Genomic DNA, 25,932 nt, shown 5'->3' with positions numbered 1-25,932 from the left:
GCCTTTAGTTAAATGAAGAGGAATATGAGGGTATGTTTATTGAAGGAAAAATTGCGTTAATTACGGGAGCGTCTCGTGGTATTGGATTAGCAATTGCTAAAGAAGCAGGTCTTCAAGGAGCTATTGTTCTTGGAACGGCTACCTCCGAAGAGAGCGCTCATAAAATTACTCAAATCTTGGCCGAGAAAGGTTTTAAAGGAAAAGGTTATTCTTTAAACGTTTGCGACTCAGAAGCTATGAGAACTATTTTGGCTAATATGCAGGAAAACTTCGGTTCGGTAGACATTCTCATTAATAACGCAGGTATTACTCGTGATAACATTTTTCTCCGCATGAAGCCTGAAGAATGGGAAGCCGTTATTGAAACCAATTTGAATGGTGTTTTCCATTTGACTAAGGCGTGTTTGAAGCCAATGCTTAAGAAGCGGTGGGGCCGGATTATCAATATTGCTTCGGTCGTAGTCATTATGGGAAATCCCGGGCAAGCAAATTATGTCGCTGCTAAATCTGGCCTTATAGGTCTTACGAAAGTTATCGCCGTAGAACATGCTGCTTACGGCATTACAGCGAATTGTATCGCTCCTGGCTTTATTGAAACGGAAATGACAAGCGCATTGTCGGAAAAGCAACAAGAAGCTATTTTGACTCGGGTGCCCATGAAACGAATGGGACGTCCCGAAGAAATCGCTAAAGCCGCAGTTTATTTAGCCTCTGAGGGAGCTGGATATATAACCGGGGAGACATTGCATATTAATGGTGGAATGTGTATGGTATAGCGCTTGAATACAAGTAACAAAATGTTACTATTGACCGAATGCACTTATTTAGTTTTTAAGAAGGGGAGCCGAAAATATGGCAACAGTTGAAGAACGAGTCAAAAAGATTATCATTGAGCAATTAGGAGTAAAGGAAGAAGAAGTCACTAATGATGCTTCATTTGTAGATGATCTCGGTGCCGATTCTTTAGATACGGTTGAGCTGGTGATGGCATTGGAAGAGCAATTCGATACTGAAATCCCCGATGAAGAGGCAGAGAAGATTACGACCGTTCAGCAAGCGATTGATTATATTAAATCACATTCTGCAAGTGAATCTACTGATTAACTGATCAATTTTTAAATTGTGATTTTTTTCTGCTTGGTCTCTCTGAGGAGCGCTAAATTGGAGAAGAGACGCGTTGTGATAACAGGCTTAGGAGCAGTAACCCCAGTGGGAAACAATGTTCCAGATATGTGGGCCGCTCTTTTAGAAGGCAAAAGCGGAGTGGCCCGTATTACGCGCTTTGATGCATCCGCTTTTGCTACGCAAATTGCAGCAGAAGTAAAAAACTTTGATCCAAATCTGTCCTTAGACCCTAAGGAAGTTCGACGAACAGATGTTTTTGTTCAATTCGCTGTGGAGGCATCTCGCCAAGCCATCGAAGACGCTGGGCTTGTAGTCGATGAAATCAATCCTTCTCGAGTAGGCGTTGCCATTGGTTCTGGGATTGGGGGAATGCCATGGATTGAAAGATATCATCAGACGCTATTGATCGATGGGCCCCGTAAACTTTCACCTTTTTTATCCCTGGTGCCATCGTTAATATGGCATCTGGGATAGTATCTATAAACTACAATTTGAAAGGCCCTAATATTTCCATCGTTACCGCTTGTACCACAGGTCTTCATAATATCGGTCATGCTGCACGAATTATTGCGCATAATGATGCGGATGCCATGGTAGCGGGAGGGAGCGAAATGGCTACAACGGCTTTGGGGATTGGTGGATTTTCAGCGGCGCGCGCACTTTCAAGCCGAAATGATGAACCGGAAAAAGCTAGTCGTCCTTGGGATAAGGATCGAGATGGTTTTGTATTAGGCGAAGGAGCGGCATCTGTGGTATTAGAGGAATTGGAACACGCAAAAAAGCGTGGTGCCCACATTTATGCGGAAGTGATTGGCTTCGGAATGAGCGGGGATGCTTTCCATATGACAGCGCCTGCTCCGGGTGGTAATGGTTTTTACGCTTGTATGAAAAATTCTTTGTTCGATGCCGGGATTCCTGCTAAAGAAGTAGATTATGTTAATGCTCATGGCACTTCCACGCAGGCAGCGGATCATCTGGAAGCGCTGGCTATCAAAAAAACTTTTGGGAATCATGCTTATAAACTAGCTATAAGTTCTACAAAATCAATGACGGGCCATATGTTAGGGGCCGCGGGGGCAGTTGAAACGGTGATTTCGGTTTTGGCTATTCGAGATAACGTGGCGCCACCGACGATTAATTTAGAACATCCCGATGAAGACTGTGATTTAGATTTTGTCCCTCAGACAGCGCGGGAAATAAACATTACTACAGTGATGTCAAATTCTTTTGGATTTGGAGGAACCAACGGTACATTGGTGCTAAGGAAGGTCTAAACTTTATTTCATACTTTATTTCATGTCGTTATTTAAAAAAATCGTTTTCACTATTGTTGCCCTTCTTATTTTAATTTTGGGAACGTGGTTTGCCATTGTGTGGTATCGTTTTGTTTATATGCCAATGCGTAGTGAAAGGGAAATACAACAAGCGGCTATGATCACAATACCGCCCGGAACTGGGGTTCGTTATTTAGCTTACCATTTATTCCAAGAAGGTTTGATGAAGCATCCACAAATTTTTATTTTATTAGCTCGCCTTATGAAAGATGCTTCTTTATTAAAAGCTGGAGAGTATCAAGTTACACGCACTATGACTGCGCGAGAGTTATTAGACAATATTGTGTCAGGAAAAGTGAAACAACGAAGCGTCACCTTTATTGAAGGATGGACCTTTCGTCAAGTTAAAGAAGCGTTAGAAGCTAACTCTCATATTCTGCATACGATTAATGAACTGAGCGACCAACAAATCATGGCAAAATTGGGAGACAATCGATATCCTGAAGGGCTATTTTTCCCTGACACTTATTTTTTTACTTGGGAGGAGACTGATTTTCAAATATTGCGTCAAGCTTATGATCGAATGCAAACAATTTTGAAAAAAGCTTGGCAAAGTCGGTCAAAGAATTTACCTTATAAAAATTCCTATCAAGCGCTTATTGTTGCTTCATTAATAGAAAAAGAAACTGCATTATCCAGAGAGCGTCCTGAAGTAGCTGGAGTGATCTTGCGACGTTTAAAAAAAAGAATGCCTTTACAAATAGATCCCACGGTTTTATACGGATTGGGGCGGCCTTACGACAGCCCGATTACTAAAGAAGACCTAGTCTCTCATACCACTTATAATACTTATCAAAATTATGGGTTGCCTCCAACGCCAATTGATATGCCATCGCTTGGATCTATTTTGGCTGCTGTAAATCCCACTGCTGGGGACGCCTTCTATTATGTTGCTCGGGGAGATGGGAGCCATATATTTTCCGCTACGTATCAAGCCCATCGCGAAGCAGTAAAAAAATACCAACGGAATGATGAAGAAATCATTACAATTCCACCATGGGTGGCACCTTATCTATCACTAGGAGAAAAATATGGAAAATGAACGAGGGTGTTTTATATCTTTTGAAGGAATTGAAGGGGTAGGAAAAACTACAGCGCTCCGATATATCTGTGAGTGCCTGGAGATTGATCATATTCCTTACGTCGTTACCCGAGAGCCGGGTGGTACGCCCATTGCCGAAGCCATTCGTGAAGTGTTGCTCAATCATTACAGCGAAATGATGTCCCCCGATACCGAATTATTATTAATGTTTGCAGGACGTGCGCAAAATATTACACAAGTGGTTTTGCCAGCTTTGCGGCGGGGGCAGTGGGTGTTGTCCGATCGTTTTACCGACGCGAGTTTTGCCTATCAAGGCGGGGGCCGTGGAATCGCAGTTAAACACATCGAAGAATTAGCACGATGGGTTCAGGGTAATTTAAAACCGGATCTCACTTTTCTATTGGACGCGCCCGTTTCGGTCGGTTTAAGTCGTGTAAAGAGCCGTGGAGCGAGAGATCGCATTGAAGCGGAGGGTCTGGAATTTTTCAAGCGAGTACGGGAGAGTTATCTTGATCAAGCGCGACGCGAGCCCAAACGGTTTCGAATGATTCATGCAGATCGGGAATTATCGGCGGTTAGAGAGCAATTACGCCAGGTAATCGACCCGCTATTAGTAGACCTTTCTCAAAGTAAAATTAATCTCAAAGTAAAATTAGAGGCTAAGAACTAAATGATTTACCCGTGGCAACAAAAGCAGTGGGACAAAATTGTAGCTCGTCATCAGCAAGGTCGGATGCCTCATGCTCTTCTTTTAACCGGTAGCCGTGGTTTAGGTAAATCAAGATTTGCTAAATCGTTAGCAGAATTAATTCTTTGTAAGCGCAATCAGACACAAGCCTGTGGGATATGTCGAGGCTGCCAATTATTTCGTGTCGGGAACCATCCAGATTTTTTTGAAGTGAGTACGGAAGAAAAAAGTAAAACTATTAAAGTGGCGCAAATTCGCGAGCTAATTGCTGCGCTCAATCAAACTTCGCAACAGGGCCATTATCAAGTAGTGATTCTTTCACCTGCTGAAGCAATGAATCGAGCAGCGGCTAACGCGTTTTTAAAGACTTTGGAGGAACCTTCAGGACAAGTTCTCTTAATCTTGGTTACTCATCAGCCTGGAGCTTTACCACCGACTATCGTCAGTCGATGTCAACGAGTTCTATTTAAGGTTTATTTTGACCCAGCGGTGCTTCAATGGATAGAAGCACAGATTAAGGGAGATAAAAATAAAGCACTTCAATTGTTAGTAGTAGCGAATTACGCTCCATTGCAAGCGATAGAATTAGAATCGCTAAATTATTTGCCATTGCGGGATCGTTTATTGAAGTCACTAATAAACACAGTAACGCAACGTGAATTGGCCGTGACGGTTGTAAATGCTTTATTGAAAGAAGATATTAAATTAATTCTGCATATTATCATTATCTTTCTTATGGATGTTCTGCGCTTGCAGTTTAATTGTCATGATTTTGTCTTTAACGCAGATCATTTGCCACTTTTACAGGAGTTCTCATCGGTATTGTCACAGGAAAAGTTGCTTGAGATATTGCAACGGTTGCAAGAAACTTGGCGGGTGGTTACAGGCTCAACAGCAGTAAACTCACAATTGCTTTTAGAAGAAATTTTTTTGATGTTGGAAACGCACAAATGTTAGTTGATTCCCATTGTCACTTAGATATGCTTGATTTAACCCCTTATGATGGAAAATTAAAATCTTTAATTGAAAAAGCGAAAAATGTCGGCGTTGAACACATTCTCTGTGTAGGTGTTGACTTAGTAAATGCACCAAGGGTTATTGAAATTGCAGAACAATTTAATAATGTTTCTGCAAGTGTAGGCCTTTATCCTAGTGAAAAAGTAGATCGCGAACCTTCTATGGCGGAATTAGTTGAATTAGCCAATCATCCTAAAGTAATAGCCATTGGTGAAACGGGTTTGGATTACTACTATAATGAAGACGGTTTGGAGGAGATGCGAGATCGTTTCCGTCGCCATATTCAAGTGGCTATAAAACTCGCTAAGCCATTAATTATCCATTCTCGCAATGCCCAAGTCGACACCATTCAAATTATGCAGGAAGAAAATGCAAAAGCAGTGAGTGGAGTGATGCATTGCTTTACAGAAAGTTGGGAAATGGCACAGCAAGCGATGGATTTAGGCTTTTATATTTCTTTCTCTGGCATTGTGACTTTTAAAAATGCTAAAAATGTGGCTGAAGTTGCTGAACGAGTTCCTTTGGAAAAGATGCTGATCGAAACGGATGCTCCTTATTTAGCTCCTGTCCCGTTTCGAGGTAAGAAGAACGAACCGCAATATGTGCTCTATGTAGCCGAATCCATTGCGAAATTAAAAAATACTTCTCCAAACGAAGTCGCTCGAAAAACTACCGAAAATTACTATCGATTATTTAATTTATAAGTTTTATAAGTTAGTGCATGCCTATACCATCGTTTTTACCGGATCGGTTTCGGGCAATTCAATCCTATAAATTGCCTCTATATAAATTACCTCTAAAAGAATGAATTACCTCTAAAAGAATGGCCGCTACCTGGTAGAAGTCGGCGTTAGCGCCTGGTCGAGCGGTCTCTGGCGGGGGTTCTTCTTCGGGCGCAGTCTTCAATATTAGCCGTATCCTCGCGAAGCTACAGGCCGTAGAATTTGAACGAAAGCACCCACACGATGCCGGAAAAGAAAATTGTGAGGTATGAGCCGTTTCATGCTTTCCAGTAAGCTTTCAGGACCATATCCCCCCATTTAACAACGCCGATTATGCGCTTCATGGTGTCTGGAGAGCCGCTCAATAGTCTGTCAATAGCTTCTTTTGCCTGTTTTTGAATCACCGTATGACTTTTAGTAAAGAAATTTAGTGTGCTTGCCAGCTCCATTCCAATCCCCTTTTGATGGGTTTCGGGTGAAGGGTAGTACGTACGTACTCTTCTCCAATGCGATACAGTAACCATCGAGCAAGCCAAAGGTGATCAGAAACAGTGAGGGGATCAGGGATTTATCATCAACACCACGATAACCAATTTGGAATTCCCATCCCATTGTCCTGGCATCACTTCCGCATTCGTGCCAAAAAGCATAATTCCGGCATCCAAAAAAGCGTGGGCGTATTCTTCCCCCACTAAAGAATGGCCAAATACTTCATCTGCCCCTACACCACAATACAAAGGCTCTTGAGGAGCAAGATAAACCTTGATTGAGCCAGCCGAGTGGCTAGCACCCTGAAAGGGGGTATATTCTTGTTCAAATCCAATCTAGGGTATCTTGTTCAGCGGCTCCGTTGGACATAATTTGACTTAAGCACGTTCTCGTGTATTGGAAGGATGAGGAGAGCAACCGTCCGGGTGTAGAACCTCACAAAAGACTAAATAAATTACCTTTTTCTAAAAATAGGATCTTTAACGATGCACGGGTTTTAATATCAAATCAGAGTCATTACTTGTCGCTTGATAAGTGGAAGAGCTGTCGAATCCCAACTTGGGAAAGTCTTCCAGGATAATCTCCTGGGGAGGGTGTTTAATAACTCGAACTTTGGATCGCAATTTCTGAGTTAGCTCAGCGCCGTCCATCTGAAACTAAAATATAAATAAGTGGCTTGAGTAAATATAGATTTGAGCCTCGATTTAAGTTAGCTTTTCATTAAGCGTTTTAACCAGGGGCTTAGTGCAAATAAGCCTAAGCCCACAATAAAAGCAAGGATGGCATTATTCACAAAGGCGTGTCTATAGATTTCGCTTGCCGCGTGAATATCTTGAACTCGGTGAGAAATCCCAGCTGCTTCGGCTAAAAATCCTGAGAGCTGCCCTCCGAATCCCAATGCCATAAACCAAATTCCCACCATTAACCCTGTAAGATGAGGAGGAGACAACTCTGTCACCATGGATAAACCAATAGGAGAGAGGAGCATTTCCCCAAGAGTTAAGAAGAAATAAAAAATCACGATCCCGAGCGGATGGACCAGACCGCTTGCTTCGGTCCAATGGATAACCAGTGCTAATAAAAGCATAGCAAGAGCGATAGAAAGCATGGCGAACGAAAATTTTATCCCGGGTGTCGGGTCTAGTTTTTTAGTATGCAGGCGTTGCCATAAGGAAGCTAAGAAAGGTCCCAATAAAATAATAAAAATGGATTCTAGAGCGATAAATGCCGGTGAAGGAATCAATATACCAAAAATATGTCGATCGACAATCCTCTGTGTAAATAAATTAACGGAGGCAAAAGCTTGAAAAAACATTCCCCAAAAAACAATGGAAGCGAGAACGATAATAATCAGAGCAAGAAATTTATTCCGAACCCGTTTTTTCAAATGACTGTTCATAATGAACAAAACAATGAGGATAAAAACACCAAGAATTAATTGAAACAAGGTAGCAAAAGAGTTACTGCTCAACAAAAAATAAGCGATCATGATAGTCAGCAGAAAGAGTATAAAAAGACTACTTTTATAGCGCAACCCACTCAAAAATGTAGGCGAAATTTGATTAGGAGGGATAGGAAGCCCCCGATTTTCGAAGGTTTTGAAACCGAAGCAGAATGTCAACAGGGCAATAGCGATACCAACCCCTGCACTAAGGAAGGCTATATTCCACCCGAATTTTTCTTGAATAAAACCGGCACTTCCTAAGGCTAATAAACCGCCTAGATTAATGCCAATGTAAAATAAAGTGAAACCCGCGTCACGACGAGGGTCGTCTTCATAATAAAATTCGCCTAAAAAGCTTGAAATATTAGGCTTTAATAGTCCATTGCCTGCTACGAGAATTGAAAGACTAAGGAATAGCAATTTTTGACCAGCAATCCCTAGCAAGAAATAGCCAATGCCTAAAAAAATAGCGCCCATGAGAATAGCATAACGAGCGCCAAACACTCGATCAGCTAAATAGCCCCCTGCCAAAGGAGCTATGTAAACGAGTGCCGTAAACTCGCCGAGAATCATGTAAGCTTGTGAATCAGCAAAGTTAAGCGCACTGGTGAGATAGAGGATCAGAAGGCTTTGGGTAACATAGAAACCAAAGCGCTCCCACATCTCGGTGAAAAATAAAGGTGTGAGCGCACGAGGTTGTTTCATAATTCGACCGAGGGTAGGTAAGTTTAAAGCTACATAATTGACCATATCTAATAAAGAAATTCAATACCGAATTAGTCAAGAGCTTTTGAAAAAATATTCCTAAAGAGGAAGTAGCTAAGGTGCAAGGAAAAGTTAAGGTGATTCATTTTCCGAAATAATAGGAAAAATTTCAATATCATGGGAACGTCCATTGAAATAGCGATATTTTTTCATCGGCCCTTCCCATGAAAAACCTGTTTTTTTGAAGGTAGCGATAGAGATCATGTTTTCCTTTAAACTAATTGCTTCAATCCGGTGAACTGCTGTTTTTTTAAAGCAAAATTCAATTACCTTGCGCAATGCTTTTTTCACGATGCCTCTATTCCAATAATGACGAGAGAGATCGTAACAAATTTCAGTGCGATAGTGTTGATTGTTAATATAAAGACCAATAGCGCTATCAATCATGTAGTCGTCTTCGTTGCGCGCAAGTGTCCAATAAATGGCGTGTTTGTATTTGAAAAGATCTCGACAATAATGAATTTCAGCGGTAGCCTTGACTAGATTTCTAGGGTTAGAAGCAAGAATATAACGAGTGACTTCTGGATTTGTGTAGTATTCGAAGAAAGCTTCTAAGTCCTTGACTATTTGTTCCCGTAGGAAAAAATTTTCATCAATATCTAAAATTGGGAATCCTTCATTATAAAAGATATGGATCATGATTTATTTTGGGTTTTCTTGTGCTTTCTTTCAATGGAAGATCATTATAGGAGCTTCTCAAGCTTAAGAAAATATTAAAGAAACGGGTGGTTTCAATGCTCGGTACACGACGAAAACAAGTAAATCGCGAGAAGAGAATATCTGTGTTTTTCTGTTTTTATCCTAATTTTTTGAATTAGTTATCTTCTGATTCGGCAAGGAAAAAGCAAATTACAAAATCTCGTTAGAGTGTTTAATCACCAAATAATCCAATCAATTCTAATTTTATCTTTTACTTAAATTAAAATTAGCACTTCAAAATTTTTAGAATCGCTAAAAATAAATTTGAAATGGTAAGCTTGTATCCCGACAATGGTTATTGTTATTATTTACAGTCAACATTAGGACCATAGCGAAAATGTAATTTAAAAAGGAAGTTTTGTGGATAAAAAAATTGTTCGACGCGAAGCACGAAAATTAACTGAGGGTCTTGAGCATCCTCATCCGGTTTTACGGCGGATTTATCAGGCAAGAAATATTAATTCACCGGATGAATTATCCCGCGAATTAAAAAAATTGTTACCTTACTCTTTATTGTCCGGAATTGATAAAGCAACGGAGCGTCTAATTCAGGCTCTAAAAGAGCAACAGCATATTATGATTATTGGAGATTTCGATGCGGATGGAGCAACAAGTACTGCTTTAACAGTAAGCGCGCTGCGTGAATTCGGGCTAGAAAACGTTTCTTATCTGGTTCCCAATCGATTTGCTTATGGCTATGGCTTGACGCCAGAAATTGTAGAGGTAGCTTCCACTCGACAGCCTGATTTAATTATTACGGTCGACAATGGAATTTCAAGTCATGCGGGTGTGGTCCGAGCAAATCAATTAGGAATCGATGTGCTAATTACTGATCATCACCTCCCGGGCGAGCAATTGCCACCTGCGTGTGTGATTATAAATCCTAATTGCAAAGAAGATAAATTTCCTAGTAAATGTTTGGCGGGCGTAGGGGTGGCTTTTTATCTCATGCTGGCATTTCGTGCACAACTAAAAAAATTAATTGGTTTGAACGAAGTGGACTCGATTGCCCTAATATGGCGAAATTTTTGGATTTTGTCTCACTGGGCACAGTAGCCGATATTGTGTCATTAGATAAAAATAATCGGATATTGGTTCATCAAGGGTTACAACGCATTCGGGCAGGCCAAGCCCATGAAGGAATTTTGGCATTATTGGAAGTTTCCGGGCGTAAACGAGAAAAATTGCGGGCTACAGACCTTAGTTTCGCCATCGGTCCACGATTAAATGCGGCGGGACGCTTAGATGATATGAGCTTAGGTGTTGCTTGTCTCTTGGCGGATAACAGAAATACGGCTTTAGATATTGCCTATCAATTGGATGATTTAAATAAAGAGCGGCGAGTTATTGAGTCCAAAATGCAAAAAGAGGCATTTAGTGCCATTGATCACCTTAATTTAAGCCAGCAGTTGCCACCTGGCGTTTGTTTATATAAGGAAGAATGGCATCAAGGGATTGTTGGATTGGTAGCCTCCCGAGTGAAAGAACGGGTTCATCGCCCCACGATTGCTTTTGCAAAAATGAATGATGATACCTTGAAAGGATCTGCCAGATCTATTTCTGGGCTTCATATTCGCAATGTGCTGGAAGCTGTTGCTACTAAATATCCAGGCCTAATAACCAAATTTGGGGGCCATGCTATGGCAGCAGGTCTTAGCTTGCCCTTAAAGCGCTATGAAGAGTTTCAACAAGCATTTGCTACAGAAGTGGGAAGAAATTTTAATGAGGAAGACTTTCGGCTGCGATTAATAAGTGATGGAGAGTTAACTTCGGAAGAGTTAACTCTCGAACTTGCTGAGTTAGTAGATCAGGCGGGGCCCTGGGGACAAGGCTTTCCGGAGCCTATTTTCGATGGTTGTTTTAAATTGGTTAATCAACGGGTGGTAGGTCAGCAGCATTTAAAGTTAATTTTGCAAGTTCCTGAAAGCAATTATTATCTGGATGGTATTGCTTTTCATATTAATCTGGAAGAGTGGCCTAATTTCCATTGTGAATACGTATACTTAGCTTATCGGTTAGACATTAATGAATTTCAAGGGTGCAAGAAATTACAACTTTTGGTAGATCATATTGAAGCGCAAACTGTTCCTTAAAGAATGGCATTTTTACATTAACTGCTTCAAAGTGATGGCGGAGCTCTGTTGACATTATTTTTCCCTTGTTGTCTAATCCTTCTGATAAGGAGGGAAGGATGTCTCTAAAATTAACTAAAATCAAAAGGTTTTTCTAAGTTTCTTATTTTATACCAGAAGGCAGGAACCACAGAATAACTGAATGAAATTTTTTATTTATTATTTACCTTGGAAGAAAAAGAGCGATTGGCAATGCGCCCAGAATTAATGTGAGCTGATAAAAGGAGAAAAAACTCAGCGAGAAATTTCTAACGACCTTGATTAGTGTGGCCAAAATTACTCGTGGTTCAAATGCGTTAAAGATAATTGATGATAAAGTCAAAACATTTATAAAACAATATTTAATTAATAAAGAGGTTAAGTCATGACTAATTCTAGTAAAAAATTTGATTTACAAGGTATTTTAAATAACATTAAGTCAATGATTAGTCTAGAAGGTAGCACGCCTGATGTTAATCCTGATGATGTAATTGGTATGAAAATTGCTAAGCTTAGTTTATTGACGCAACAATTGGCCAAAACACATGCTGAGCAAGCTAAAGAATTTACCAGAATTAATCGATTACTTAATGATTTATTCAAGGATATAGAAGCATTGCGTAATTCGCCAGCAACGGAATCGCCTGAATCTTCAGAATCCTCTGTCACTTCGGAGATTAAACCCTTAAAAGAGGAAAAAGAAAAAAATAAGAAAAACATAATTTATTAAGTTAGTTTAGCTTTTTGATTTTTAGCTAAGTAATTTCAGAATCAATCTTCAATATAATTAATTCTTTTTATAGTTTTGCGTAGGTCTCTTTTACCAGAGAGTTTGCTAATATCAACGATAAAATATTGAGTAGGAGCATAAAACTAAAACCAATAGTCAGTTTCTGAAAGAGAATAGCCGTTAACCAAAGATTTGATAAATAAACTGATTAAGGGCGAGATAATCTCCCAAAAAATTATTAATGTGTTATTCAAGTCTATTCCGGAAGTTAGCGTTGTAGCCAAATAATCCTATGTATCCACAAAAAATAAGCGTTGGTTTTCGACTCTTTGCAATATTCGAGAAATCCCCCAGCAAAAGACACCGGACAGCAAAAACAAACTAGGTGAAAGAAATCATGTCAGCAGCTAGTGCCTAAAAAAGGCTTCTTGATTCAAGATAATTAGTACCCCAAATAGCACCAAGAATAAAAAGAGATGAATAAAAACTTGCTGAATAAAAAGTAATATACTAGATTTTCGAGTTTTGAAATAAAACAAGCGTTGAGAAATTTTTTAGATCTTTTCAAGTAAACCAATATTTCTTGACTACGTGGTTTATTTTTTACAATAAGCAAACTGAGGAAAGTTAAAACAACTCCAAATACGCGAATGGTAGCAAGAGCTAGTCGCCAATTACCATGAACTTGGGCTAGAAATGAAATCAATGGACCACCAGCTAGAAGTGGCCCCATCATTCCAATAAAGTGTGTGAAGCGCCTGCAAAAAATCCAAAATAATATCGCGGAAATTAAGTTGTAGCAATTACTAACAAGCAAACAAAAGCAAAAGAAGAACTAAAGCCCATGAGTGTTCAACTGAAAAAAAGCGAAGGTGAATCCTGTGGTGTTTGAAAATAATAAAGCTGAACTAGCGCAAATCAAAGTAAAAAAATGATAATCTATTTGACTCAAAATTTTTCTCCTAAAATCTCTACCAGGATTTGCATGATATCGTAAGCGATATAATAATCGGAGCCGACAAGAGCAAAAGATTCTGGAGAAAGATGCAAATCTGGGATAATTTGTGATGCCACAGTCCCAATGAATATTCTAAGAAAGAATTCGTATAAGAAAAAAACAGAAGCTAATAGCTATATAATGAGACCAAAGAATGAAATAGGTGATTTCTTTGTGATTGCCATAACAATTATTCGGCTTCTTTAAATTCTTCGATGCTTTTTCTCTTCAGTTTTTGAGATGGGGATCCGCTTTTCTATTTCTGAAAAAACGGCGACTTAGAACAAGATTTTGCCTTCATGTACTAACGGTAAATTGTTTTTACCTACGATAATTTCTTCTTATGGGTTGATAATGGTGACATTTTCTATACCTCCAAAAGGATCTTTAATTAATTACACATAAAATTCCACCTTTTGAAATACGCTGTCCCAATTTTAATTTGGAAAAACTAATTCCACTAGTTAAAGCATGAACACAAACGGTGCCTTTAGTAAAGAAAATGTTAATTATCTTTTTGAAGATGACATCCTAAGTCGGGTATCATGGTTAAATTTAGAAATTCCTTTGATACCTATTTTGATGGCATGTTCAGTAAAACGCATAGCTTCTCCAGCTTTATAGACTAACAAAGAATTTCTTTCTTTACAGGTTAATGCATGCAATGACCCTTTTTTGATAGGGGTGTCCGAAAATTACTAGAGCGCCAAATAAAACGTCTAATTATTTAGAAGTTTCGTCATAGAAATTAAAATAAATTTGAGTTAAATTATTTTGGTTTAAACGACTTGTCTGAAGATCAATACAATAATTAGCTTTTATTAATATTTCTCGAGTGAAAAGATCGGCGAGATACGCGGCATGAGAGCCGTATTTAGAACCCGGAAAGCTTCGATCGAAGTCGATCCCGCCTGTGTGTTAAAAAATAGCGAGATCAATTAATGAAAACCGTATACGTTCATAACCGGGATGGCAATAAAAATCCTCGCAAGCCTTTTTAAGAAGGCTGTCTAATAAACGATTAATGATTTCCATACCATTAAGTTGATCACCATGTAGAGCAGCAATGATTAAGAGAAAATGATCTTTTTTCTTTTCCGTGAACGACTTTAATAGACATGTATATAGGCGCACAACTGAATAATTCAGGCAGAGGCAATCCCAAAGAAATCCGTTCACCTAGGTAAGTCGTTTCATTACAAATTTTAAGCAGTGCATTTTTTATAATACGTAAACAATAACCAGCTTAACAGATTTAGACCGAAACTTTAAAAATAAGCAAATTAGGATGTTAGGATGTGCGTAAAATTTCTATTTTTTCTTAATTATCTTACCCAAGAACTGGATTATTTAGCCAAATTTCGTTCGCCTGTAAACTCATGATTAATTTTTGTCTCAACTCTTTATACTAGGAATTCTTTGGCAGAGAGTGAAGATCGAAGTATAATCAAAACGCCTTTTTTCCAGTAGGTTATGTGGAAATTACTTTGAGTGCCATAAAAGCTGATGCAGGTAGTATTAGCTGTCATATCCGATCTACAGTTGAAATACTAGATCCTGTTCAAACATTTTTGTAAAAACACATCGATTTTAAATTATTAATCGATGGACTTATTACATTTAGGGGTGAACCATATTTCTATTGTTTTTTTACATCAGTAAGGCTTAGGAGATGAAGAAGTACATGTGGGTTTTACATGGCAAGCTTTTCTTGCTGACACTAATGTCGAAAAAATCAGGGTAATTATCGGGCAGGCCAAAATTTACTGGTCGATGCGCTTTCCGGAAATGTTCGAGGTGCAGACCACAGACCCAGGAGTTGCAGAAATCAAATTCACTCTTAATCCTCAGTAAGAACATCGACATGCAGAATCTTTTATTTTATATTCGCTAGCGATAAATGTGGTCCGGAATTGTTTAACGTTACTTTATATTCATTTTTTTGTGATCCCATGCATAATGGTGGATTACTATTAAGTCCTAAAATGCATAGGGGATGGACATTTATCATCATGGTATAGATTATAAGGCGGAAAGGGAAGATCGAATTATTAAACTGGATATTCCCGAACGAGAGTGGGATGTAGCCACTTCATTAAAAAATCCCGATCTCTATGCCGTCGAATCAATCCATTTACGTTTTAAGCCGGAAGAGCACAGGTAGTGTCTCTTTCAGCAACTCGTCTGCATGATATTGTGCATGATATTGCTAGAAAAAATAGAGCAAAAGATGACCCTATTGCGATTATACGTAATCAAAAAATTTTCCCAACCCTCGGAAGAAATTATTGAGCCCTATTCGACGATTAATCAGATTATCAATAGGAGAGCTCGTGGTTCCAATAACATACCTCAATTGCCTGTCTCTATTAATATCCCATTTATAAGTCTTTATTGTTATCCATTAATTTTATCTATTGGATTTTCTATGAATGAAGAGAGACAATTTTCTAAGCGCTATGTTGAATTTTTTGCAAAACCGGTCGGAATTATGCTCGCTATGTTTTGCAACGACGCGCGTCGTAGAAATCTGTTAACAATGCTTTGTAGGTATAACGATAGTGCAACAGGTAGGAATTACTTATAAAAGGCTAGTTGATACTTTGAAAAAAATTGATGAAAAATTTGAATTAAGAAAATAGAGATCTAATAGAAACACGAAAGGGTTAACAAACACCTTAAGATGCCTACGTTTTAAAATGGAAATCTAAATGCAACATAAAAGAATGCATCTCAATTAGCAAATTTATTAGAACAACTAGGATATTTGATGTCATTAGAAAGCGTGGAAGCACGAATGGCAGCTTTTAATATTACTAACCATAAAATGATCATCGCCGAACAAAAAATACAATCGTAGGTTTAATTGCTTTCAGGCGCTATCAAAAATTCAGAATATATCGAAAATACTGACACATTTACATATTAATCATTAATGAAAATTACCGAGGTCAAGTAATTGGAAATCGATTGCTGGCATTAGCAGAAAAATATCGTATCGAGCATAGATCGAATATAATGGAGCTTATTACTTATAATCATCGAAGAGAAAGCGGAACATATGCTTTTTATGAATCTCTAGGATATAAATACTATTTGGTTCTGAATTACTTATTATTTCGAAAAAAATTTAGTGAGATATGAAGATTATCTCAATGAAGGAAATTTTATTTCGATAAGTAAAAAAGAAGTGGAATCGATGGTCGCTTATCCCTATTTATGCGATTTCAGATCCTTACTTATAGAGATACAATGAAGGTGAATTAGTTGATTTAAAAAAATTTCTATCCTTAAAAAAAGGAGAAATCAAAAATATTTAAATTGAAAAATATATTCAGCGATTTTTCTATTGACGATCTGAAAAAATCTAAAGATTTTTACATTAATATTCTTAGTTTAGATATTAAATAAGAAAAGTATATTCGATTAGAGCTCGCCTTAGGAAATGATGCAGTTGTTTTTATTTATCCAAAAGAAAATAATCAATCAGTGACTTATAAAGTCTTAAATTTTGAGTAAGAGTTGATTATATTAATCAAACAGTCGATATAATTACAAGGAATAATATTTAAAAATAAACCGAAGAATTAAAAACTGATAAAAAATTAATATTTCGTAGTGATTTTAAAAAGAAATATCTAAATATAGACTGATTCAAAGAATGTGATAAAAATATTATTTCATTAATAGAAAAAAGTGAATGAAATGGTAAAAAATATAAAAAAATCTCTTTTTAAATTAATTTTAGATCCGTTACAATATGAATCATATGAAAAAAGATAAAATAGATAATTGGGATCAAAGTCAATGAAAAAATTATAGAAAATATAAGTATATTTTTGAGCATATCTAAGACTATTAATCAAAGGAGGAAAAACCACAATGGACTTTTCTTTCTCATAAAAAATTTGATAGCTTCAGTAAATTAATTTATTTATTGTGTCAAAGAGGTTATCAAAAGAGGATATCAAGGTGAATTGGTTATACCAATTTTGTATTAAAAAGTTGCCATAATTTTTTATATTCGCATGAATCAAATAGTTTTAATATTTTTTGAAGTCCTACTGGCCAAGTAAGTTAGTGGATTCCCGTGAATATGCAAGGTGGTATACGTGCTATTTCTAAAACAGAAAATCAATGGGGTTTTTATCCAAATAGTTTATTAAAAAATACAGAACCTAATGTATTACATGAGATAATAAAAAGACATTTATAACAATAGGAATATTGGTGAACATGATTATTAGGAAATTTTTTAGATACTCGCAGTTCTCAATATTTACTCGATCTTCTTAAAGAAAGTATTAAAAACAGTTTTTCTTTAACTGACATGTTTTCTAATTTAGGCGACTAGTACAATCCCAATCAAAATCTAAATGAAGAATGGATGATTGGAGATCCCGTAAAAAAGTACCTGTTGTCAGAATTGCCTTTATATGGGCAGAAAAATTATCGCTTAATTTGAAACTGTATCCTTCGCTAACACAAGATGAAAATGTAGCCTCTTAAATTTTATCAGATTAGAAAAATAAGTTGTTTTACCAATTAGCTACTAGCATCTGGTATGCTATCTACTATATTAAGTAGTACTATTTTTTATTTTTATTAATAGGAGATTTGATTCATAAACTATTTCCTAAATTTTTTTTGGAATATTCAAATTTAAAGAACTAAATTTATTATTTTAAAATTATTTATATTTATTAAGAAGAGGATTTCTTAAAAAATTTAGTTTATGAGAATTTCAATTTTTTAAATTTAACTGACGTTGTTTTTTTGATGCAGCTACATTATATTCTTTTGAATTTTATTAGTGTTTTTAATAATCAGAATTATTAATTTCAAATATTAGTAATAGTGATGATAAAAAAAATTTTTTATTAAATTAAAGAAACGTTTTTGAATATATTCATTTTATTTTTTATCCTAAAAGGATATACCACATTTAAAAAGATATGTAATTGATAATCGATTCTACATAATTTATTGATCTCACTTTTACGTATAAGTTCTTTTGTAGCAATTCACTGTAAGGATCTAGAACTGTATTTTAAATACAATTTTTTTCAGTTATATATCTTTTTATAGAAAGAAATCATTATTAATTCTTATTAAGAAAATAATCCATTTTTTTATAAAAAGTGAAATTATTAAATCAAAAAATAAAATCTCTTTGTTTTCGTTTAATCTTTGAAATTTCCAGAATAGTAAAAGATGCTAATGCGATCTTAGAAATATTAAAAAACTTTCTTAAGAAAATTAACAATTAGTCTACGATAATTTTTCCTGGAGTTGCTTCCGAGAGTATGAATATTTTTCGAAAAGACTGGTGGACTGCCTCGTCAGTGGAACTTCTGATAAACTTCTTTTGAGAAAGCTAAGCTTTTTTGAAAATAACGTTATATTCTTGTATGTTTAGTTTTTCTTATTTACATCATTGAGTAGCCACCTTTAGCTATATTGCTATGATTGTGATACTGAACATTTTATTCGTATCTCTTTCGTACTATGCTGTATCTCTCTGCTTTCGGGTAGAGCTTTTCCCTGCGGACATTCTAGTAGACATGATCTACATCATTTATAATTTTGTCCAGTGAGAAATCAAGCATTAAATTTTTATGACGATATTGATTAGTGTCGTCCTTTTAGTTATCTCCTGTCTAGTAAGACCATTGCATTGACCAGTGTAGCTGGGTTTTTCCTGAGAGAAATATTAGATTATTCGATTTACTTTTACAAAAAAACCAATATTAGAACAGTTGATTTAATCGTCGATTATTAGTTCTTTTGTGGATAATATTGTCTTTTTAGGAGTATCGGGGTGATTACACAGAATGGAGTTTTGGGTTATGACGTTGAGTGAAATAACATGTATCTTTTTTCTGTGGTTAATATGGAGATATCTCATGCTGAGAAAAAGTGTGTTGACATGAGAAGTCAATCATATCTTTTACTATTAATCATATTGGTCACTTTTTTATGAAAGTGCTTGATATCGAAAAAATTTTTTATTTCTACAATCAAGTGCTTAGGATAAAAATAACAACCTTTGAAAATAATTGAAAAGAAATGAGCTTTAGTTTATAAAAAATTAATTTTTTATATTAATTATTCTTTTAATATTAATATCTTTTAAAAATACTTTATCATGAGAGATTGTTAATAAATCGCCATGATAAAGTTTTAAATCATTTTTAATTGCTTCGATTGAGTCTAAATCTAAATGATTAGTAAGTTCATCAAAAACAATCAACTGTGTAGGCTGTATTGACATTAAGCTAATGGACAACCCTCTTAGATTTTTTCTCGGCCTCTGAGCACAGAAACACGATTTTCAGAATTTTTATTTCTAAATTTAAATGCAACTACTTCTGAATAAGCATAAAATTTTTTAGTTTTAGGATTGAGTTTTAAAAAATTATCAACAAGCGTTAAATTAGTATCGAGAAAAAAATTTCTTAATCTAGATGAGTAATATGATCTACACTGATGTAAAGAGTAACAATTTGTATAGAAATTTTTTATTAATTAGATTGATTAATGTAGATTTTCTACATTAATTAGATCTGAATATGAAAAATTTTTCAGATCCTGTTATTTAAAAATTAAAATCTTTGATTAAAAAATAAGAGCTAGTTTCATATTTAAAATATAAATCTTCAATTTTAATTATAATTTTTTTAAGAACTCGTGTTTCGGATAAATAAAAATAAATATTTTCTTTTATTTCAATTTTTGATTTTTACCTCTTCCAATTTCTGATTAAAAAAATCTAGCTTCCGACTATCTTGGGGCTTGGATATGAAAGATTGGATACGGATGCGACGATTAGTTCTCTCACTTGAACCATTCTTCGATTTGAGTTCTATTTTATCATAGGAACTCTTTGATTTAATTTGACATATTTTTCTTTTCTTATTTTTTCTTCATTTTTCTGGCAAATTTTTAATTGGGTTTGTACCATTTATTTGGATTTTATCAATGATTCAGTCTTTGATTTTATTTCTTATTGTGTGGACTGCAATTTAAGTTTTTTATTCTTTATAAAAATCATAATTATCAAAAAAATATTAATACTGTTAGTAATTATTTCAATAATTTTATCTAATTTATTTAAAAATATTCTATATGGATGATAATAATGAATCCTTTAGTAAAACTCTAAACATAATCATATAAAATTTTGTGCGATAGTTTATCAAGATTTTTAATGAGTTCTTTAAATAATAAAAAATTAATCGCAAAAATTATCGTTTTTACTAACAATAACTTGATTTTTTTCTACAGTTTAACGATAAAAACGGTTTCTCAATATTATTGACCATAGGTTAAATATCTTTGAAAAAGTTTTAATATGATTTTCTATATCTAAATATTCGATAACTGTTTCAAAGTTATTTTCATCAACGCTAATCTGGTTGATGTGCTGAATCGTTTTGATAATTTGATTAGTGCCAAATATATCAGAAATCATTTCCTTTTCATTAGAAGAAATATGGAATTGCAATACTTCAATCGTATTTCTAAATCTCTTAATAGACCTACTATCCGGAGTTAATCGAATTGAAATCAGATTTAGAAAAGTGGTTTTTTCCAATCCTGTTAGTTCCGATAATGCCGTATTTCAATCTTTTAAAAATCAAATTAATGCTATCAAAGGCAACAGATGTATGATCGAGGCGAAATGATAAATTATTTAGAGTAAGGTAAGTGTCTTCATGGATAATCTCTTTTCTTTGTTAATAACGGATAGTTATAGAAAAAAAGATTAATTTCGCACTGAAATTAATACATTTTTAAGAGTTGATTGAGTGATAATAGTACTATAAAAGAAATTGTTCTTATAAGGAGTAAGTAGTACTGTTAGGGAAGAAAATATGTGCCACACTTATTAGTTCATTTTATTATGCTCATATGAAAATTCGGTTTTATTTTTTAAAATAAAAATAATATTTATAGTTAAAAAGCGTTTCTTTATCGATTGAAGAATGACTTTCTAATATTTTATTTTCTATAATGTTCATTTGAAACAGTTAATAAGTAGACTTTTTATTTTTCCATTTTTGAAAGTATATTGGAATAGGGTTTCCAATCTCACATCTTAACTGTTTAAATAATATTCTAAATCTTTTTTCAATTCCTTTATATTTAAAAATACAATCTGATAGCTTTTGTTTCAGTAATTATTTATTAGAAATTTTATTCGTAATTAAAATTTTTAGTAATTGAAAATTTAGATAAACGCTTACGATTCAATCATTAGATTTTTATAATACAATCAGCCATTCATGTAAGATAATTTCAATTTCGCGATAATTCGACTTCAAACATAATTAAAACAAATTCAAAGTCTTTATTTTTTAGAACACACCAATTTGGGATAAATAAAAATGAACAAGTAAGAAACTATTTTTGTTGTTAGATACTCTGCTTTGAAAAAATTCTTTTTACGATGATCGAGAAATTCGAGTTGGAAAAATGCAATGGTTAAAAAATTCGATGGTTAATAGCACTCTTGCTAAAACTTTCAAGAAGGTTAAGATAAAGAAACGAAAGGATTTAAAAAGGTGATCTGAAATGTGTATGCAACTATGGAATCAAACCTTTAGGAGCTACTCAAATCTGCTTTATAACGATTTGAGTTACTTTATGAAAAATACTGATAATTTATAAACTCAAATTTATAATTAAGATAGGTAAAAATATTATCGTCGATAATATAGGAATTTATCTTTCTCAACATAGGTATTCCTTTACCGTTAATTTAATTGTACTGGCAATATAACATTTATTTTAGAAATTTTCAATTAATCATGGCGTTATAAATTTAAATAATCTAACTATTTACAAATTTATTTTCAAAATTATTATAAGCGCTTAGACTAATTTTTAGTTCGTTGCTAAAATATAAGGGATAATATAAAATCTTTCTTTTGCTCGATCAAAAAATATGAAATTTTTTCATTGTTTTTGCAAGTTTCTATAGTTCTCTGATTTTTCTCAGGGGAGATGTGTGAAGGAATTTTTTCTCCAGCACATCAATCTTATCAAATTAAACCTCAGAAAACAGAGAAATTTGTCTCACGCTATTTAAATTTTGTATGATCAGTAGAAAAGATTAAGCTTGTATTATAATCTAACTAGTCATTGTTGTGAAATTAATTTTGAGTACGATTTGATCGCCTACTTTATAATACTTTCAATTCCAATATTTCATTCGGCCTGTCGATCAAAAAATCCGAGTTTTCAATTGATAAAATAATTTTATTATTAAATTCACACATTACTGAAATAGAAAAATATGATTTTTTTCGCTGATTGAATATCATGTGTTTCATGGCTAATATAAAAGGTTTCTTCATTTGTTAAATGATAATATTTTAACAATTTCTTTAAGGATTTACTCTTGCTAAATTAGATGCTTTCAGAATAAATAAAATCAAATAGATCCAAATTATTAGATTCTATACATAATTCAACGTTTTCTTGCTGTTGGTTGTTAAAATGCTAAATTGTTTCCGGATAGAGGCAATAATGGCAGGGGAGACTAAGGTAGTATCTTTTTTGTCAGTTGGAAGATTTGCTTTGATGAGAGAGACCTCAATTTTTCATAATTTTCACTTTTTAATGTGTGGAAAATCGTGTGTCTGCCATTGTACGATAGAATGGCCTTTTTTGTTAATGTAAGGAACGGTGTTACATTTATAAACACAAAAAACACAAAGTGAGATTATTGCCGACTTGCAATCCTATTTTTATGGACGGTATCAAGAAGCGTGTTTACCAAATTTTGATATTAAAAAATTATTGGATCAACTGTATTAGGGTGATATTGCTGTGATGGCGCTTGCGCGATTGCGAGTTGGGATATTTGTTCTAGGGCAGTAACCTGATAATAAAAGCGAAGAAGTAGCACGCACGTTATTTTTTCAACGAGCTAAAAAGTAATTCGTATTTCACAAAAAGACATTCGTTATCAAACTAAAAAGGCGTATTTTGGCCACCGATGAATGCTCCTGGAGATATATTAGCTACTCTTGGGCAATTGCTGCTTAACAAAGGTGATATTTATATTATCCTCAACAATTACAAAGAAGTTCGAATCGATACATATTCTAATATCGATACATATTCTAATAATGTTCGCTTGGAAAGCGTGGCTGATAAATTTCATGCAATTGTGCAGTAATTAAACAGAAAACGCGATTATCCCTATTCTCCAGATCGATTGAATCAAAAGTTATACCAGCACTTGCATCTTGCTTATATTCGGTTTACTGATAATGCGCCTCGTTAGGATGCGAAACATACCATTGCCAATCACGCTAAAATTTGGGTGGTTGATGATCGTCTTTTTTATGTGGGTTCTAATAATTTATATCCGTCTAATTTACAGGAATTCGGCTATGTGATCGATAATAAAGAATTAACACAAGAATTTTTAAATCAATACCAGAATAAACTCTGGTACTATTCGAAGGCTACTTGCTATTTCCGGCAATCTAGGAAAAAGTTGTTATTTTTTGCATTTGCATTAACCTAACGTCTCAAGTAAATCCAGAAAATATGACTAAGCAATTCGCACTTAACATAAATTTAAAAAATATTTTGAATTTTGATCGAAGGCGTTTTAGCCTTCATGCAACGCATAAGCGAAGGAGACTTATACTTTCCGATTTTTAATGACATTCCAGTGAGTAAACACGCCGAAAGGAGGTGATATTAATATTTCAATGTTGGAAGATTTTAAGAGGAGCCCGTAAAATGTTAGAATTAAAATGATTGGTTCGAAAGGGAAATTTATAATTTATAGAGGAAGCACAGCAATTTGTGGATTATTTTAAAATGAAATCCCAAGGAGGACGGCGATAATCTGGAATATTTCCTCTACATAGTCTATCCGAAAGATGGTATTGATGGTACGAAATGAATAGTGATTAGGGTGACGATGTAACCCGACTATAATTTAGTGCACAACGGTTGGTAAATCCCTCTGCCGGTTCAACGCAAGAAGCAATGGATAGAACCGTTTTATGACATTTTGGTTAACATTTCGAGGGAGATTTAAGTGATTATTACTCCTGAACAGCATACGGGTTCTTATTTTTAGAATTGTTTTGAGAAAACTGACTAGAAGACTGACTATATGATCCGCTGGATGATACCAATTTGGCTCAACAGCAATCTAAGTTGTTTATTATTTTAGGGAATCAATGAATTCTGTTGTAAATGTGGATAAAAGGGGTATGAATAGTAACTTCACTCCCACAAAAGCTCCGAAAGGCTTGAAGCGGGCGTAATTGAAAACGCAATGGTTAATTATAAGCGCTTGATTTCATATTGATTATTGGCTCCTCGGGAGGGACTTGAACCCCCGACAAAGTGATTAACAGTCACCTGCTCTACCGACTGAGCTACCGAGGAGTGTTGGTAGAAAGAGAAGTCGTATATTACCGATCAATGACCTGAGAATCAACTGACTTATTAATTCAGCAAGGATGCCACACAAAGGGTTCTGCAAAGGAAAATTCAGAGGCGTTACCAGGGTTCTTAATGATCGAGCACATTGGATAACCGATCCAGTGCCTCACTAAGTTTTTCATTGCTAGTAGCACAAGAAAGGCGGATGTGGCCTGGCGAGCCAAAGGTACTTCCAGGAATTACAGCTACATTAGTTTTATCCAGCAAATGTGTAGAAAGTTCGATATCGGAGGGTAGTTTAAGTCGTTTAACGGTCTCTGTGACGTCTGGAAAAAGATAAAAAGTGCCATCCGCGGGAATGCATCTCATGCCCTTCATTTGATTGAGTGCTTGCAATGCCAAGTCGTGACGTGCTTTGTAAGCTTCGTACATATAACTAAAATAACCACGGTCATAACCTAGAGCGGTAGTTGCTGCCACTTGAGCAATTGAATTGGGACAAGAAGTACTTTGAGATTGAATTTTTTTCATGGCTTGAACAATGGCTTTAGGAGCAGCAGCATAACCAATCCGCCATCCTGTCATAGCAAAGGCTTTCGAAGCGCCATTAATCACAATGGTTCGATCTCGTAATTGAGGGCATGCATTCACAATATTAGCAAAATGATCTTCTCCCCATAAAATGTACTCATAAATATCGTCAGAGAGAATTAACATTTTTGGATGCTTCAATAATATTTCCGCTAGAGCTTCTAATTCCGATTTACTATAAGCCACTCCAGAAGGATTGTTCGGACTGTTTAAAATTAATAAGCGGGTTTTTGGCGTTATGGCTTCTTCTAATTGCTGAGGGGTTATTTTAAAATTTTTGGAGAGTGTGGTTTGAATAATGATTGGGACTGCTTCAGCCATTTTCACCATAGGGGGTAACTTACCCAGTAAGGTGCCGGAATGATTGCTTCGTTGCCAGCATTCAATACAGCCATGATAGCATTGTAAATAGATTGTTTCGCTCCATTACTCACAATGATTTCGTTAGGCTCGTAATCCAATTGGTTATCATGCCTCAATTTATGAGCAATGGCCGTTTTTAAAGCAGGAGTGCCTTCAATATTGGTATATTTAGTAAACCCTTGTTGGATCGCTTCTATCGCGGACTGTTTAATAGGATCGGGAGTATCAAAGTCCGGCTCACCGGTGCTAAGACTAATTACATCGTGTCCTTGATTTTTCAATTCCCGAACTAAGTCAGCAACGTCTACTGTAGCAGAAGGCTCGATTTGTCGGGCTCTAGTGGATAAGACGTCGTTCATGGTATAAGCTCCTTTGATATTGCAGTGGTAGAGTA

The 25,932-nt window shown here is 35.3% G+C and carries 20 protein-coding genes, 1 tRNA gene and 3 pseudogenes; 14 read left to right on the top strand and 10 right to left on the bottom strand.

The features are described 5' to 3' along the window. Positions 1-32 precede the first annotated feature (32 nt). The 7 genes and pseudogenes from fabG (at position 33) to MRH55_RS06450 (ending at position 5,910) form a co-directional block, all read left to right on the top strand. The gene (fabG, locus tag MRH55_RS06480; protein WP_304985373.1) at positions 33-776 is read left to right on the top strand and encodes a 3-oxoacyl-ACP reductase FabG; all 744 of its coding nucleotides are present in this window, start codon (positions 33-35) and stop codon (positions 774-776) included. A 76-nt stretch (positions 777-852) separates the two neighbouring features. Next, positions 853-1,104 carry an acyl carrier protein gene (acpP, locus tag MRH55_RS06475; protein ID WP_048875142.1) on the top strand — a complete coding sequence of 84 codons (252 nt, stop codon included), beginning with the start codon at positions 853-855 and terminating at the stop codon, positions 1,102-1,104. Between the two features lie 57 nt (positions 1,105-1,161). Then, positions 1,162-2,399: pseudogene (gene fabF, locus MRH55_RS06470) on the top strand (beta-ketoacyl-ACP synthase II). A gap of 22 nt (positions 2,400-2,421) precedes the next feature. Continuing rightward, positions 2,422-3,501 carry an endolytic transglycosylase MltG gene (gene mltG / locus MRH55_RS06465; RefSeq protein WP_304985372.1) on the top strand — a complete coding sequence of 360 codons (1,080 nt, stop codon included), beginning with the start codon at positions 2,422-2,424 and terminating at the stop codon, positions 3,499-3,501. Then, the gene (gene tmk / locus MRH55_RS06460; protein WP_304985371.1) at positions 3,491-4,171 is read left to right on the top strand and encodes a dTMP kinase; all 681 of its coding nucleotides are present in this window, start codon (positions 3,491-3,493) and stop codon (positions 4,169-4,171) included. Before mltG ends, tmk begins: the two co-directional genes overlap by 11 nt. After that, positions 4,172-5,146: a DNA polymerase III subunit delta' gene (locus MRH55_RS06455; protein WP_304985370.1), complete on the top strand. Its 975-nt coding sequence runs from the start codon at positions 4,172-4,174 to the stop codon at positions 5,144-5,146. It abuts the gene before it with no gap. Continuing rightward, entirely contained in the window at positions 5,140-5,910 is a 771-nt protein-coding gene (locus MRH55_RS06450; protein WP_304985369.1) for a TatD family hydrolase, read from the top strand. Before MRH55_RS06455 ends, MRH55_RS06450 begins: the two co-directional genes overlap by 7 nt. Positions 5,911-6,206: 296 nt before the next feature. Here MRH55_RS06450 and MRH55_RS06445 read toward each other — a convergent pair whose 3' ends face one another. The 4 genes from MRH55_RS06445 to MRH55_RS06430 form a co-directional block, all read right to left on the bottom strand. Then, positions 6,207-6,377: a hypothetical protein gene (locus MRH55_RS06445; RefSeq protein WP_304985368.1), complete on the bottom strand. Its 171-nt coding sequence runs from the start codon at positions 6,375-6,377 to the stop codon at positions 6,207-6,209. Between the two features lie 111 nt (positions 6,378-6,488). Further along, complete coding sequence (locus MRH55_RS06440; RefSeq protein WP_304985367.1) at positions 6,489-6,665, bottom strand: hypothetical protein; 177 nt, start codon at positions 6,663-6,665, stop codon at positions 6,489-6,491. Between the two features lie 461 nt (positions 6,666-7,126). Next, the gene (locus tag MRH55_RS06435; protein ID WP_304985366.1) at positions 7,127-8,611 is read right to left on the bottom strand and encodes a peptide MFS transporter; all 1,485 of its coding nucleotides are present in this window, start codon (positions 8,609-8,611) and stop codon (positions 7,127-7,129) included. A gap of 87 nt (positions 8,612-8,698) precedes the next feature. Then, positions 8,699-9,265: a GNAT family N-acetyltransferase gene (locus MRH55_RS06430; RefSeq protein WP_304985365.1), complete on the bottom strand. Its 567-nt coding sequence runs from the start codon at positions 9,263-9,265 to the stop codon at positions 8,699-8,701. A 420-nt stretch (positions 9,266-9,685) separates the two neighbouring features. On the opposite strand from MRH55_RS06430, the pseudogene recJ reads away from it, so the two are divergent. Both recJ and MRH55_RS06415 read left to right on the top strand, forming a co-directional pair. Then, a pseudogene (gene recJ / locus MRH55_RS06425) lies at positions 9,686-11,418 on the top strand (single-stranded-DNA-specific exonuclease RecJ). A 403-nt stretch (positions 11,419-11,821) separates the two neighbouring features. Continuing rightward, entirely contained in the window at positions 11,822-12,166 is a 345-nt protein-coding gene (locus MRH55_RS06415; protein ID WP_304985363.1) for a hypothetical protein, read from the top strand. Between the two features lie 948 nt (positions 12,167-13,114). Here MRH55_RS06415 and MRH55_RS06410 read toward each other — a convergent pair. Together MRH55_RS06410 and MRH55_RS06405 are read right to left on the bottom strand one after the other, a co-directional pair. Further along, positions 13,115-13,240: a hypothetical protein gene (locus MRH55_RS06410; protein WP_304985362.1), complete on the bottom strand. Its 126-nt coding sequence runs from the start codon at positions 13,238-13,240 to the stop codon at positions 13,115-13,117. A gap of 841 nt (positions 13,241-14,081) precedes the next feature. After that, positions 14,082-14,297 (bottom strand): hypothetical protein, encoded by a 216-nt coding sequence (locus MRH55_RS06405; protein ID WP_304985361.1) that lies wholly within the window; start codon positions 14,295-14,297, stop codon positions 14,082-14,084. Between the two features lie 779 nt (positions 14,298-15,076). Between MRH55_RS06405 and MRH55_RS06400 the strand changes: the two genes are divergently transcribed. The 5 genes from MRH55_RS06400 to MRH55_RS07925 all read left to right on the top strand — a co-directional run bounded on the left by MRH55_RS06400 (position 15,077) and on the right by MRH55_RS07925 (position 16,307). Further along, positions 15,077-15,184 carry a fructose 1,6-bisphosphatase gene (locus MRH55_RS06400; protein ID WP_304985360.1) on the top strand — a complete coding sequence of 36 codons (108 nt, stop codon included), beginning with the start codon at positions 15,077-15,079 and terminating at the stop codon, positions 15,182-15,184. Further along, entirely contained in the window at positions 15,160-15,327 is a 168-nt protein-coding gene (locus MRH55_RS06395; protein ID WP_304985359.1) for a hypothetical protein, read from the top strand. Before MRH55_RS06400 ends, MRH55_RS06395 begins: the two co-directional genes overlap by 25 nt. Continuing rightward, the gene (locus tag MRH55_RS06390) at positions 15,327-15,455 is read left to right on the top strand and encodes a hypothetical protein (protein ID WP_369421128.1); all 129 of its coding nucleotides are present in this window, start codon (positions 15,327-15,329) and stop codon (positions 15,453-15,455) included. Before MRH55_RS06395 ends, MRH55_RS06390 begins: the two co-directional genes overlap by 1 nt. Then, complete coding sequence (locus tag MRH55_RS06385; RefSeq protein ID WP_369421126.1) at positions 15,394-15,750, top strand: fructose 1,6-bisphosphatase; 357 nt, start codon at positions 15,394-15,396, stop codon at positions 15,748-15,750. The genes MRH55_RS06390 and MRH55_RS06385 overlap by 62 nt, the downstream gene beginning before the upstream one ends. Positions 15,751-16,133: 383 nt before the next feature. Continuing rightward, complete coding sequence (locus tag MRH55_RS07925) at positions 16,134-16,307, top strand: hypothetical protein (RefSeq protein WP_369421124.1); 174 nt, start codon at positions 16,134-16,136, stop codon at positions 16,305-16,307. A 2,947-nt stretch (positions 16,308-19,254) separates the two neighbouring features. On the opposite strand, the gene MRH55_RS06380 is transcribed toward MRH55_RS07925, so the two are convergent. The 4 genes and pseudogenes from MRH55_RS06380 to MRH55_RS06365 all read right to left on the bottom strand — a co-directional run bounded on the left by MRH55_RS06380 (position 19,255) and on the right by MRH55_RS06365 (position 25,897). After that, entirely contained in the window at positions 19,255-19,437 is a 183-nt protein-coding gene (locus MRH55_RS06380) for a P-loop NTPase family protein (RefSeq protein WP_304985358.1), read from the bottom strand. Positions 19,438-20,451: 1,014 nt separating this feature from the next. After that, complete coding sequence (locus MRH55_RS06375; RefSeq protein WP_304985357.1) at positions 20,452-20,760, bottom strand: hypothetical protein; 309 nt, start codon at positions 20,758-20,760, stop codon at positions 20,452-20,454. 3,751 nt (positions 20,761-24,511) lie between these two features. Continuing rightward, positions 24,512-24,587 (bottom strand) — tRNA-Asn (locus tag MRH55_RS06370). Positions 24,588-24,713: 126 nt separating this feature from the next. Then, positions 24,714-25,897: pseudogene (locus MRH55_RS06365) on the bottom strand (pyridoxal phosphate-dependent aminotransferase). Positions 25,898-25,932 lie beyond the last annotated feature (35 nt).

Origin of the sequence: Coxiella-like endosymbiont (assembly GCF_030643785.1) — a bacterium.
In the GTDB taxonomy this organism is placed as follows: Bacteria; Pseudomonadota; Gammaproteobacteria; order Coxiellales; family Coxiellaceae; genus Coxiella.
The sequence above is the reverse complement of the archived record's forward strand: the minus strand, read 5'-3'. Positions and strand labels throughout refer to the sequence as shown.

Coding starts and splice junctions, on each gene's coding strand:
- fabG (WP_304985373.1), top strand. CDS start 33: ATGTTTATTGAAGGAAAAATTGCGTTAATTACGGGAGCGTCTCGTGGT.
- acpP (WP_048875142.1), top strand. CDS start 853: ATGGCAACAGTTGAAGAACGAGTCAAAAAGATTATCATTGAGCAATTA.
- mltG (WP_304985372.1), top strand. CDS start 2,422: ATGTCGTTATTTAAAAAAATCGTTTTCACTATTGTTGCCCTTCTTATT.
- tmk (WP_304985371.1), top strand. CDS start 3,491: ATGGAAAATGAACGAGGGTGTTTTATATCTTTTGAAGGAATTGAAGGG.
- MRH55_RS06455 (WP_304985370.1), top strand. CDS start 4,172: ATGATTTACCCGTGGCAACAAAAGCAGTGGGACAAAATTGTAGCTCGT.
- MRH55_RS06450 (WP_304985369.1), top strand. CDS start 5,140: ATGTTAGTTGATTCCCATTGTCACTTAGATATGCTTGATTTAACCCCT.
- MRH55_RS06445 (WP_304985368.1), bottom strand. CDS start 6,377: ATGGAGCTGGCAAGCACACTAAATTTCTTTACTAAAAGTCATACGGTG.
- MRH55_RS06435 (WP_304985366.1), bottom strand. CDS start 8,611: ATGGTCAATTATGTAGCTTTAAACTTACCTACCCTCGGTCGAATTATG.
- MRH55_RS06430 (WP_304985365.1), bottom strand. CDS start 9,265: ATGATCCATATCTTTTATAATGAAGGATTCCCAATTTTAGATATTGAT.
- MRH55_RS06415 (WP_304985363.1), top strand. CDS start 11,822: ATGACTAATTCTAGTAAAAAATTTGATTTACAAGGTATTTTAAATAAC.
- MRH55_RS06395 (WP_304985359.1), top strand. CDS start 15,160: ATGGACATTTATCATCATGGTATAGATTATAAGGCGGAAAGGGAAGAT.
- MRH55_RS06385 (WP_369421126.1), top strand. CDS start 15,394: ATGACCCTATTGCGATTATACGTAATCAAAAAATTTTCCCAACCCTCG.
- MRH55_RS06380 (WP_304985358.1), bottom strand. CDS start 19,437: ATGTCAATACAGCCTACACAGTTGATTGTTTTTGATGAACTTACTAAT.